Source organism: Streptomyces sp. NPDC049954 (assembly GCF_040656295.1).
GTDB lineage: Bacteria > Actinomycetota > Actinomycetes > Streptomycetales > Streptomycetaceae > Streptomyces.
This window is the reverse complement of record NZ_JBFALS010000023.1, coordinates 1-11,683: the sequence shown is the minus strand read 5'-3', so window position 1 is coordinate 11,683 and position 11,683 is coordinate 1. Positions and strand designations below refer to the sequence as shown.

Annotated in this window: 7 protein-coding genes and 2 pseudogenes; 3 read left to right on the top strand and 6 right to left on the bottom strand. The window is 68.2% G+C overall.

The window, feature by feature from the left end:
* Nucleotides 1-77 precede the first annotated feature (77 nt).
* From AB0J21_RS32125 to AB0J21_RS32105, 5 genes are all read right to left on the bottom strand, one after another.
* Complete coding sequence (locus AB0J21_RS32125) at nt 78-806, bottom strand: ABC transporter permease (protein ID WP_363149729.1); 729 nt, start codon at nt 804-806, stop codon at nt 78-80.
* Between the two features lie 230 nt (nt 807-1,036).
* Nucleotides 1,037-1,996: an ABC transporter permease gene (locus tag AB0J21_RS32120; protein ID WP_363149682.1), complete on the bottom strand. Its 960-nt coding sequence runs from the start codon at nt 1,994-1,996 to the stop codon at nt 1,037-1,039.
* A complete protein-coding gene (locus tag AB0J21_RS32115; protein ID WP_363149680.1) occupies nt 1,993-3,183 on the bottom strand; it encodes an ABC transporter ATP-binding protein in 1,191 nt (396 codons plus the stop codon). Before AB0J21_RS32115 ends, AB0J21_RS32120 begins: the two co-directional genes overlap by 4 nt.
* Nucleotides 3,184-3,835: 652 nt before the next feature.
* Complete coding sequence (locus AB0J21_RS32110) at nt 3,836-5,110, bottom strand: spermidine/putrescine ABC transporter substrate-binding protein (protein WP_363149679.1); 1,275 nt, start codon at nt 5,108-5,110, stop codon at nt 3,836-3,838.
* Between the two features lie 62 nt (nt 5,111-5,172).
* Nucleotides 5,173-6,687, bottom strand: coding sequence for a gamma-aminobutyraldehyde dehydrogenase (locus tag AB0J21_RS32105; RefSeq protein WP_363149678.1), 1,515 nt, complete (start codon nt 6,685-6,687; stop codon nt 5,173-5,175).
* A gap of 203 nt (nt 6,688-6,890) precedes the next feature.
* Here AB0J21_RS32105 and AB0J21_RS32100 point away from each other — a divergent pair.
* The 3 genes and pseudogenes from AB0J21_RS32100 to AB0J21_RS32090 form a co-directional block, all read left to right on the top strand.
* Nucleotides 6,891-7,472, top strand: a pseudogene (locus AB0J21_RS32100) (NADAR family protein); the annotation flags it as partial.
* 816 nt (nt 7,473-8,288) lie between these two features.
* Nucleotides 8,289-9,314: an adenosine deaminase gene (locus AB0J21_RS32095; RefSeq protein WP_363149677.1), complete on the top strand. Its 1,026-nt coding sequence runs from the start codon at nt 8,289-8,291 to the stop codon at nt 9,312-9,314.
* A gap of 21 nt (nt 9,315-9,335) precedes the next feature.
* Complete coding sequence (locus AB0J21_RS32090; RefSeq protein ID WP_363149676.1) at nt 9,336-10,049, top strand: glycerophosphodiester phosphodiesterase; 714 nt, start codon at nt 9,336-9,338, stop codon at nt 10,047-10,049.
* Between the two features lie 420 nt (nt 10,050-10,469).
* On the opposite strand, the pseudogene AB0J21_RS32085 reads toward AB0J21_RS32090, so the two are convergent.
* Nucleotides 10,470-11,628, bottom strand: a pseudogene (locus AB0J21_RS32085) (spermidine/putrescine ABC transporter substrate-binding protein).
* Nucleotides 11,629-11,683 lie beyond the last annotated feature (55 nt).

Here is an 11,683-nt window from a genome sequence, read left to right as displayed (position 1 = left end):
CGACGGGGCGGGTGTACCCGAGCCGGTGCGCGATGTCACGTACCACTGCCCCGCCCGCTCCCCGCCCCGTCGCACCGTCACGTGCGCTTACGGCGGTTACCGAAGACCATCGCGAGCAGGACGACGAGTACGGCGATGACGAACATCGCCGTACCGATCACGTTGATCTGCACGGGGGTACCGCGCTGCGCCGACCCCCAGACGTACATCGGGAAGGTCACGGTGGACCCGGCGTTGAAGTTGGTGATGATGAAGTCGTCGAAGGACAGGGCGAAGGCCAGCAGCGCCCCGGCCGCGATGCCGGGAGCCGCGATGGGCAGTGTGACGCGAAGGAACGTCTGGACCGGCCCCGCGTACAGATCCTGGGCGGCCTGCTCCAGAGCCGGGTCCATGGACATGACGCGGGCCTTGACAGCGGTGACGACGAAGCTCAGGCAGAACATGATGTGCGCGATGAGGATCGTCCAGAACCCGAACTGCACGCCCATGTTGAGGAACAGCGTCAGCAGCGACGCCGCCATGACCACTTCCGGCATGGCCATAGGCAGGAAGATCAGCGAGTTCACGACGCCGCGCGCCCGGAAGCGGTAGCGCACCAGAGCGAAAGCGATCATGGCGCCCAGGACGGTGGAGCCCAGAGTGGCCCAGCCGGCTATCTGAAGGCTGAGCGACAGTGAGCCGCACATGTCGGCCACGCCGCAGGGGTCCGTCCAGGCGTCGGTGGAGAAACGCTGCCACTCGTAGTTGAAGCGTCCGTTGGGCTTGTTGAACGAGAACACCATCACGACGATGTTCGGCAGGATCATGTACGCGAGGGTGCAGAGCCCGGCGGCGACGACGAGGTTCCTGCGCAGCGCCCGCACGGGGCCACGGCGCCCCGAAGGACCGCGCGACGCGCGCCCCGTAGCCGTCTTCCCGGCGTCTGAGTCGCTGGAGAGCCGGTCGCCCGAAACGGGCGGCGACGTCGGGGCGACCGTCCGCTCACGTGCGGCCGGCACGGGGGTGGACTCCGGAGTGGGCTGAGGTTGCGTGGTCATCAGATGAGATCCTCCGTCCCGGACTTGCGCAGGTAGACCGTGACCGCCGCGAGGATCGCGGCCATGAGGATGAACGACAGTGCTGCCGCGGCCGGATAGTCGAGCACGCGGAGGAAGAGCGTCTGGATGACGTTCCCGATCATCCGGGTGTCCGTCGAGCCGAGCAGGTCGGCGTTGACGTAGTCGCCGGACGCCGGGATGAACGTAAGCAGGGTTCCGGACACGACGCCCGGCATGGACAACGGGAGCGTCACCTTGCGGAAGGTTGTGAACGGGGCGGCGTAGAGGTCCCCCGCCGCCTCGTGCAGACGGCTGTCGATCCGTTCCAGCGACGTGTACAGCGGCAGGATCATGAACGGCAGGAAGTTGTAGGTGAGGCCGCACACCACGGCGAGCGGCGTCGCGAGGACCCGGTCGCCGTCCGTGATCCCCAGGGCGCTGGTCATGTCGAGCAGGTGCAGCGCGTTGAGCGTGTCCACCACGATGCCGCCGTCGGCGAGGATCGTCTTCCACGCGAGCGTACGAATGAGGAAGCTCGTGAAGAACGGGGCGATGACAAGGATGAGCACGACGTTGCGCCAGCGCCCCGCACGGAAGGCGATGAGGTAAGCCAGCGGATAGCCGAGCAGCAGGCACAGCGCCGTCGCTACCGCGGCGTAGGCGATGGAGCGCAGGAACTGTGGCCAGTACTCGCTGAACACGTCCCAGTACGTGGCGAAGTGCCACGTGACCTTGAAGCCGTCCTCCAGCGAGCCCGTCTGTACCGAGGTGGAGGCCTGGTACACCATGGGCAGGGCGAAGAAGACGAGGAGCCACAGGAGGCCCGGGAGAAGCAGCCAGTACGGGACGAACCGGCCCCGTCCGCGTGGCGGGCGCCCCTTCGGGGGCTGCTGCGGCGGTTCCTCCGGCGGACCGGACGTCGCCGGCGGCGGTGCGGGGGGTGCGTCGGTGACGCTCACGCGGCTTCCCCCTCGGTGTCGGCGGTCCGTATGCCTGCGTCGATGTCCTGGTCCGCGTCGAGCCCGAAGGTGTGCGCGGCGCTCCAGTGGGCCACGACCTCGGCTCCGGGAACGAGGCGGCTGTCGCGCTCGATGTTCTGGGCGTACACCTCGAACGCTCCGCACACCGGGGTGTCGATCACGTACTGCGTGGAGACACCGATGAAGCTCGACGCGGCGATCCGCCCGGTCACCCGGTTGCGCCCCGCGGGAACGGCCGCGGCGTCCTCGGCCACGACGAGGGATATCTTCTCCGGGCGCACGCCCATGAGGATCTCGCCGCCCGGGGCGGGCGACGTCGCGCAGCGGTCGCCGTGGAGCGACAGCGTCGTACCCCGCACCGTCACCGCGACGTCCTGCCCGGAGATGTCCGCGACGTGCCCCTCCAGAAGATTGGAGGTCCCGAGGAAGTTGGCCACGAACGTGGTCCGTGGATTCTCGTAGAGGTCCGCCGGTGAGCCGAGCTGCTCGACCCGCCCCGCGTTCATGACGGCGACCGTGTCGGCCATCGTCATGGCCTCCTCCTGGTCATGGGTGACATGGACGAAGGTGATGCCGACCTCGGTCTGGATGCGCTTGAGCTCAAGCTGCATCTGACGCCGCAGTTTGAGGTCGAGGGCGCCGAGCGGCTCGTCCAGAAGCAGGACCTTCGGCCGGTTGATGAGAGCTCGGGCCACGGCTACTCGTTGCTGCTGGCCTCCGGAGAGCTGGTGCGGCCTGCGGCGGGCGAAATCGCCGAGCTGCACCAGGTCCAGCATCTCGTCCACCTGCTTCTTGACGGACTTGACGCCCCGTCGGCGCAGCCCGAACGCGACGTTCTCGTGTATGTCCAGGTGGGGGAAGAGCGCGTAACTCTGGAAGACGGTGTTGACCGGTCGCTTGTAAGGGGGCAGTCCTGTGACGTCCTCGTCTCCGAGGTGAACGGTGCCCGAACTCGGCACCTCAAGCCCGGCGATCATGCGCAGGGTGGTGGTCTTGCCGCAGCCGGACGCTCCGAGCAGAGCGAAGAAGGACCCTTGGGGCACCGTCAGGTCCAGGGGGTGCACCGCGGTGAACTGGCCGTACGCCTTCCCTATGCCGGCAAGGCGGACGGCGCCGCCCCGTTCGGTCGAGGCTGTCGGTGTGGCGGGTGGCGTCGTGGTCGTCATGAGCTGAATCCCGGGGAGGTGAGGAAACGGGCGGGACGAGGGGCGCCGACACGGTTCGTGGCCGGCGGACAGGGGCTGAAGGGCGGGAGAGAAGGCCTGGGGATCACGGGGGAAGGGAGAGGGGCAGGAAGGGAGAGGGGCATGCCAGGAAAAAGAGGGGGCGGGCCCGGGGGCGCTGGAGCGCGATTCCCCGTGCCCCGTGGGTACACAGCACCCGCGCGGCGACTCGTGGGCATCGGAAGACCAACGGTGCTGCCGCTCTCCCGTCGGCGGCTGTTGTCCTCTTCGCTTCCGCACCGCCCTCCTCCTCGCGCCGGTGCAACCCACACAGCGCGCGCCCTTCGCGGATCCGGTACAGAAGCGGACGCGTACTCCGGGCGAGGAGGATCATCCCGCCAAGCCACCTGGGCAACTCGTGCGACGTGTTGGGGCAGTTGGCGTCCGGCTCTACGAAAGGCGCCAATGGGCCTGCTCGGGACGCCGCCCTTGCTCGGGGCGCCGGCCCGAGGCCGAGACGCAAGGCTCTCTCGCACCGTTCCACGATTCCCCTCACGTCGTCGCACCGCGTCCCGATCCTGCGCTCCCCCTGCCCGCCCGCCCGCATGTCGGACGCGATTGGCACGTACCCATCGCATCGATCGCATCGGAAGCGTCATCCGTCGGTCAGGGCCGCGAACTTCTTCTCGTACGCCGTCTCCTCCTTCGCTCCCAGTGAGCGGAAGGCGTGCGATTTCGCGGCCATCGCCTTGTCGGGCACGATCAACGGGTCTTCGGAGGCGTCTTTGTCGATCTTCGCCAGCTCGGGCCGGACGCCGTCAACGGGGCAGACGTAGTTGATCCATGCCGCCAGCCGTGCTGCGACCGGAAGCTCGTAGTAGTAGTCGATGAGACGCTCGGCGTTCTCCTTGTGCCGGGCCTTGTTCGGCACAAGGAGGCTGTCGCTCGACGTCATGTAGCCGCTGTCCGGGATGTGGAACCGGATGTCGGGGTTGTCGGCCTGGAGTTGTACGACGTCGCCGGCCCAGGCGAGACAGGCGGCGAGGTCCCCCTTGCTGAGGTCCGAGATGTAGTCGTTGCCGGTGAAGCGCCGCACCTGTTTCCTGTCGACACTCTTCTGGATCCTGGCGACAGCGGCGTCGAAGTCGTCGGCGGTGACGGTGGCAGGGTCCTTGCCCATGTCGAGGAGGGTCATGCCGACCGTGTCCCGCATCTCGGACAGCAGTCCCACCTTTCCCTTGAGCTGCGGGTTCTCCAGGAGCTGGGAGAGCGAGGTGACCTCCTTCCCTCCCGTGGCCTTCACGTTGTAGGCGATGACGGTGGAGATGCCGGCCCAGGGATACGAGTAGGCGTGCCCAGGGTCCCAGTCCGGATTACGGAACTGCGGGGACAGGTTGGTGAAGGCGTGGGGGAGGTTGGCCGGGTCGAGTTTCTGCACCCACCCGAAGCGGATGAGCCGGGCTGCAAGCCAGTCGGTGACGCAGATCAGGTCGCGCCCCGTGTCCTGCCCAGCGGCGAGCTGAGGCTTGATCTTCCCGAAGAACTCGACGTTGTCGTTGATGTCCTCGGTGTACTTGACCTTGATTCCGGTGCGCTTGGTGAAGGCGTCGAGCGACGGCCGATGCCGTTCGTCCTCACTGACGTCGATGTACTCGGTCCAATTGGAGAAGTTGACCTGTTTCTCCTTGGCCGAGTGGTCCTCGGACTCTGCCGCCTCGTCACCGGTCTTGGCCGCGGCGGGTATGCCGCAGGCGGAGAGTGCGGCGAGGCCGCCCGCCGCGAGTACTCCGCCGCCTGCCGCGCGCAGCACGGTACGCCGCTCAGGGCGCTTGCGGGCGGCGCCCCTCCGCCCCGTCCCGTCACCACGTAGCGCCCGCAGCATTGACGACCGCTGCGCGGCTGACATCCGGTCCGGATCGAACTCTTCCATGCGCTGTGCCCTTTCGGGTGAACGTACTCGGCGAGTGCGGCGGCTGCGGCGGCCGCCGACGATTATCTGTCCCCGAAGACCGTGCGGTGCCACGCCTTTGCGGCCACCGCGGTGTTGTCGAACATCACGTGCTTGACCTGCGTGTACTCCTCGAAGGAGTAGGCGGACATGTCCTTGCCGTAACCGGACGCCTTGTAGCCGCCGTGCGGCATCTCACTGATGATCGGGATGTGGTCGTTGACCCAGACGCAGCCGGCCTTGATCTCGCGTGTCGCCCGGTTGGCCCGGTAGACGTTCCGCGTCCAGACGGAAGCGGCGAGCCCGTACGGCGTGTCGTTCGCGAGCCGGAGTCCCTCGTCGTCCGCGCCGAACGGCAGCACGACCAGCACGGGCCCGAAGATCTCGGCCTGGACGATCTCGCTGTCCTGCGCGGCGTCCGCGATGAGCGTCGGCGCGTAGTACGCACCGTCCTTCAGGGCACCGCCCGGAACCGTACCGCCGGTGACGACGGTGGCGTGGGAGCGAGCTCGGTCGACGAACCCGGAGACCCGGTCGCGCTGGGCATGGCTGACGAGCGGACCGAGGTCCGTCGACGGGTCGAAGGGGGCCCCGAGCCGCGCCGTCTCCATCAGCGCGGCGGCCTCACGCACGAAGGCCTCGTACAGGGGGCGCTGGACGTACGCGCGCGTGGCGGCGGTGCAGTCCTGCCCCGTGTTGATGAGGCTTCCCGCCACGGCGCCCTGTACGGCGGCGTCGAGATCCGCGTCGTCGAACACCACGAACGGGGCCTTTCCGCCCAGTTCCAGATGGAGCCGGGTGACGGTGGCCGTGGCGATCTCCGAGACCCGCTTCCCCACCGCCGTCGAGCCCGTGAAGGACGTCATCACGACGTCCGGGTGAGCGACGAGCCGCTCCCCCGCGTCCTTCCCCGCACCGTTGACGACGTTGACGACCCCGTCGGGGAACCCCGCCTCCGTCGCCGCCTCGGCGAGGAGCAACGAGGTGAACGGCGTCAGCTCCGCCGGTTTGAGGACGATGGTGTTCCCGGCGGCGACCGCCGGGAGGACCTTCCAGGCAGCCATCTGGAGTGGATAGTTCCACGGCGCGATCGACCCCACGACGCCGATCGGCTCGCGACGGACGTACGACGTGTGGTCGGCGCTGTACTCGGCCGCGGCCCGTCCTTCGAGATGACGCGCCGCGCCCGCGAAGAACGCGGCGTTGTCCACGGTGCCGGGTACGTCGAACGCGCGGCTCAACTTGATCGGTTTCCCGCACTGCAGCGACTCCGCCTGAGCGAGTTCCTCGGCTCGTTCCGCGAGGACGGCGGAGAGGCGCTGAAGCCGTTCGGACCTTTCTCCCGGGGTCGTCATGGACCAAGCCGGAAACGCCGCGCGGGCCGCGGCCACCGCCTCATCCACGTCCTTCGCCCCGGCCAGTTCGTAGGTGTACACCTCGTCGCCGGTGGCGGGGTCGACAATCTGCTGCCGCCGCCCTGATGTCCCCGCACGGAGTCGGCCGTCGATGTATTGCGCACCTGCCGCGAACCTGTCCCGTGGCTGGAAGCGGTTGTGCATGTCGCTCTCCTCCGGCACCTGCGCCTTTGTTACGGTGCCGTAGCTCCGGCCCGATTTGAGTGCCGATCCTGACAGAGCAGCATTCCTTCAACAAGTGATTCCGTTGTTTCCTTTTGGTTACACGACGGAATCTGTCGACCAGTTGTCGAGTCCTCCCGAAAAACCACGACGGGTTGTACGTAGTGACTGGAACACTCAGGTGCATGGTCCGGATCGATACATGGGAAGCGCTCCGCGCCCACGAACGGGGCGGCGACGGCGCGGACGACGCGGGTGCGCGACAGCGACCGAAGTACCTCTTCTTCTGGGGACATCGCCGACGCGCGGACGACCGACTCGACCAGTCCTGTTTGAGCCAGTGGTGGCCCGCCCCATTCCGGGTGGGTGAGCACGAGTACGCCACAGCCGAGCACTGGATGATGGCCGAGAAGGCGAGACTCTTCGGGGATCTCGCGAGTGAGCGAGCCGCTCTCGCGGCACCGACGCCGGCACAGGCGAAGATCGCAGGACGGCTGGTACGGGACTTCGACGAGCAGACGTGGGACCGAGAGCGCTTCGGCATCGTGGTCGCGGGCAGCGTCCACAAGTTCTCCTCCCACCCCGATCTGCTTGCCTTCCTCCTCGGCACCGGCGACCACATCCTGGTGGAGGCCAGCCCACTGGACCGCGTGTGGGGTATCGGCCTGGCCGCCGACGACCCGCGCTCCCGGGAACCCGAAAAGTGGCGAGGCCTCAATCTGCTCGGGTTCGCGTTGATGGCCGCGCGGGAGGCTCTGAGTTCCTCGGGCAGGGCGGACAGCGGGAACGGGGCCGGGGCCGGGCAGTGGCGAACGCGGCGTGCTGCGGGCGGCGCGGCCGCCGCCAAAGCAGGCACCGCTGAGGGTTCGGCCAACCGCGGATAGCCGGTAACGATCTCCGAGCGCGCTGCGGCTTGGCACTTCACCGGGCCGGGAAGGACCGAAGACGGGCGGGGAACAGGTGGATGAGCCGAGTCCGGGGCTCATCCTCGGGGGCGGCGCGGGGCGGGTGGGGCTTGGGGCTGAGGCTTGGACCAGTACGCCGCGGTCGGGCGACCCCAGGAGCGTGCGCCGGCGGCGGGCCGGCACGCCGGGCAGCAAGGCCAAGTGACGGCGTGGCCGGGCTGCCCTCGCCCACCGGGGCCCCGCACAGGGCACGGCGACGCGCCGCCGTCCGGGTGCCCGGCCGTCCGGAAGGCCGCAGCGTCACCCGGCAGCCACTTACCTCCCCGTCCCGGCGCCCACCCCGCACCGTGGAATATGCCACGGTGCGGCGAGCGTGCCGCCATCTGGCATATTCCACGGTGCGGAGCGGCTACCGCGTTCGGCATATGTCGCGTTGCAGGAGCACGGGGATGCGCGGTACCGCACCGTGGAATATGCCACGGCGCGGGCCCAGGGCCCCAGGACAGCCGCCCGCGACCGACCCCACCCCGGCCCGCCCCGACCCGCCCCCTCCACACCAGGAGCAGACCCCGCCCTGCGGCCACGAGGCCGCAACTTACGATGATCCCGGCCGGTCCGCCGACCGTCCCATCGCCCCTCGGAGGAAAGGACCTCGCGGGGAAGGATCGGAAGGAACCCATGAACGACCTGCACGCCTTCATCGCCGGGCTGCCCAAGGCTGAACTGCACGTGCATCATGTGGGCTCGGCGTCGCCCCGTATCGTTTCCGCGCTGGCCGCGCGGCACGGCGACTCTCTGGTACCGACGGCGCCTGAGGCGCTCGCCGACTACTTCACCTTTACCGACTTCGCCCACTTCATCCAGGTCTATTTGTCGGTGGTGGACTTGATCCGCACGCCTGAGGACGTCCGCCTCCTCACTTTCGAGATCGCACGCGACATGGCCCGTCAGAACATCCGCTATGCGGAACTGACGATCACGCCCTTCAGCTCGACGCGCCGCGGCATAGACGAGCGCGCCTTCATGGAGGCCATCGAGGACGCGAGGGTGGCTGCGGAGCGGGAGCTGGGAATCACCCTGCGCTGGTGCTTCGACATTCCGGGAGAGGCCGGACTCGAGGCGGCGGAGGAGACGGCGCGGCTGGCTGTCGACCTGCGCCCCGAAGGGCTGGTCTCCTTCGGCTTGGGCGGTCCCGAGATCGGTGTTCCGCGTCCTCAGTTCAAGCCCTTCTTCGACCGCGCCATCGCGGCCGGACTCCGCTCGGTTCCGCACGCCGGCGAGACCACGGGGCCGCAGACCGTGTGGGACGCGCTGAACGACCTGGGCGCGGAGCGCATCGGGCACGGCACGAGTTCTGTCCAGGATCCCCGGCTGCTGGAGCATCTCGCCGAGCGGCGCGTTCCTCTCGAGGTCTGCCCGACGTCCAACGTCGCGACGCGCGCCGTCCCCGATCTCTCCGCGCATCCGCTCAAGGAGATGGTGGACGCTGGAGTGCTGGTCACCATCAACAGTGACGACCCCCCGATGTTCGGCACCGATCTGAACAACGAGTACGCGATTGCCGCGACCCTGTTGGACCTTGACGAGACCGGCCTGGCCGCCCTTGCCCGGAACGCCGTCGACGCCTCATTCCTGGAGCCGGAGGGCAAAGGGCGGATCAAGGCCGAGATCGACGCGTACACCGCCTCCTGGCTCGCCCCGTGACACGTGTGATGACATGCGGTCATGCGCACCATTACGGCCGTGGGGCATCGAGGCGACCCCTACCGCATCCGTGAGAACACTCTGTCTTCGCTCCGTTCGGCTCTAGACCGCGGTGCCGACGCCGTGGAGATGGACGTGCGGCTCACCCGCGACGGAGTCCCGGTTCTGCTGCACGACGCGACATTGCAGCGGTTGTGGGACCACGATCGCCCACTCGACCAGTTGACGGCGTCCGAGGTTCACGAGCTCACCGCAGGGCAAGTGCCCACGCTGGCCGAAGCCCTGGAAGTCACGCGGGACTCGCGAGTGATGATCGATCTTCCCTCCGGCACCCCTCGCACGGCGCAGGCAGTCGTGGGCGTGATTCGCGACAACGACGCAGCGGGTCGCGCGTATTACTGCGCCGGGGCATCGGCGATGCTCGCGGTGCGCGAGGCCGACCCCGACGCCGAGATCGCCCTGACCTGGACGACCCTGGCCCCGCCCCGGCCCGCGCTTCTGGACGCGGTGCGGCCCCGGTGGCTCAACTACCGTTTCGGGCTGGTGAGTCACCAGCTCGTCGAGGCAGTGCACCGGAACGGCCTCCTGGTCTCCGTGTGGACTCCCGACACTCGGCGCTCCATGCGCAAGCTCGTCGCCGCCGGAGTCGACTCGATCACGACCAATCGCGTCGACGTGCTCGTGGCTCTGCGCCGAGCGGCCTCCGCCCCGGCCGCGTTGTCACCCCAGTCCTAGGGACTGCGGTCGGCCACGGCGCACAGGAATGTCGCGAGGACGTCGCCTGCATGCCGCCTGGTCATCGGCGGGCGAATCACGCACCGGCCCGGCCCACTTCCCGCACTGTCAGCGCCCGATCGGCACCAGAAACGTTCCCCGTTTTCCGCCCCGTGGCATATGCCACGGGGCGGAAAACGGTACGCCAGAGGACAAGCACCGAGATCGAAACGCCGCACGTCCCAGCCACACGTCCCGTCAGGCCGACGGCACCCGTCTACCCGCTCCCGCCCACCCCTCCGACCGTGCCGGCCGGTCCCGTACTCCGCGCCTCGCCGGAGCCCATAGCCTCGTCCGCCACGCGGAAGAAGCCCCGTGCCTCTGCCCCTCCCGTAGTCCGTAGCCCCATCGCCTTGCCTTGCCTCGCCTCGCCTCGCCTCGTCAGAGTCCCGTGGCCTCGTTCCACCGGCGCGCGAACGCCGGTCGTTCCTTGGCCGTGATGTCTCGTGCGATGGCCAGTCGACTGCGCATACCGTCATCGGGAAAGATCAGTGGGTCTTCTGCGAGTTCGGCGGTCGCCTTGTCCTTGGCTGAGGCGAGGACGTCGCGCGCGGCAGGCACAGGGCACACGTAGTTCACCCAGGCGGCCAGTTCCGCCGCGACGGCGGGCTCGTAGTAGTAGTCGATGAGCCGTTCCGCATTGTGCTTGTGCGCGGCCAGGTTCGGGATCATCAGTGACTCCGCCCACAGTTCCGCGCCTTCCTCCGGCACGACGAACCGAATGTCGGGATTGTCGGCCTGAAGCTGGATGACGTCGCCCGAGTAGGCCTGGCAGGCCAGGACGTCGCCCGTGGACAGGTCCTTGATGTAGTCGTTGCCGGTGAAACGCCGCACGTGTCTGTTATGGACGAGGCCCTCGACACGGTCACACATTCGGTGGAAGTCGGCTGCGGTCCAGCGCGTGATGTCGACTCCGTCGCCCTGCATCAGGAGGGCGAAAGCCTCGTCCAGGCCGGACAACAGCGTGACGCGGCCCCGGAGATCCTTTGCCCACAGGTCGCTGACGTGGCGTATGTCCCGGCCCAGCTTGCGGCGGTTGTACGCGATGCCGGTGATGCCGGACTGCCAGGGCACCGTGCACTTCCGCCCGGGATCGAAAGCGGGCTTGCGCAGCAGGGGATCGAGGTAGCGCGCCACGTTGGGCTGCCGGGAGCGGTCCATCTCCTGAACCCACCCGAGCCGAACGAAACGGCGCACATCCAGTCACTGATGACGATCAAGTCTCGTCCGATGGGCTGATGGTTCATCAGGGAAGGACTGATCTTCCCGAAGAACTCGTCGTTGTCGTTGATCTCCTCCGTGTAGTGCACGGCGATGCCCGTCCTGCGGCTGAAGGCGGCCAGGGTGGGGCGACGCCCGGCGCCGTGTCCGCTGTCCTCGGTGTCGATGTAGAGGGCCAGTTCGCGAAATCGAGAGAGGGGTCGTCGGCGGAACGGTCCTTCGCTGTTCGCCGGGACGGGGCCACGTAGGCGGCGGGTACGCCGCAGCCCGCCAGTCCCGCTAGTGTCCTGCGCCTGAAATCCTGGCAATATATTTCGATAACGAGTTCAGGATTTCATCGGCGCTCTTGGTCCATGTGAACGGCTTGGGGTCCT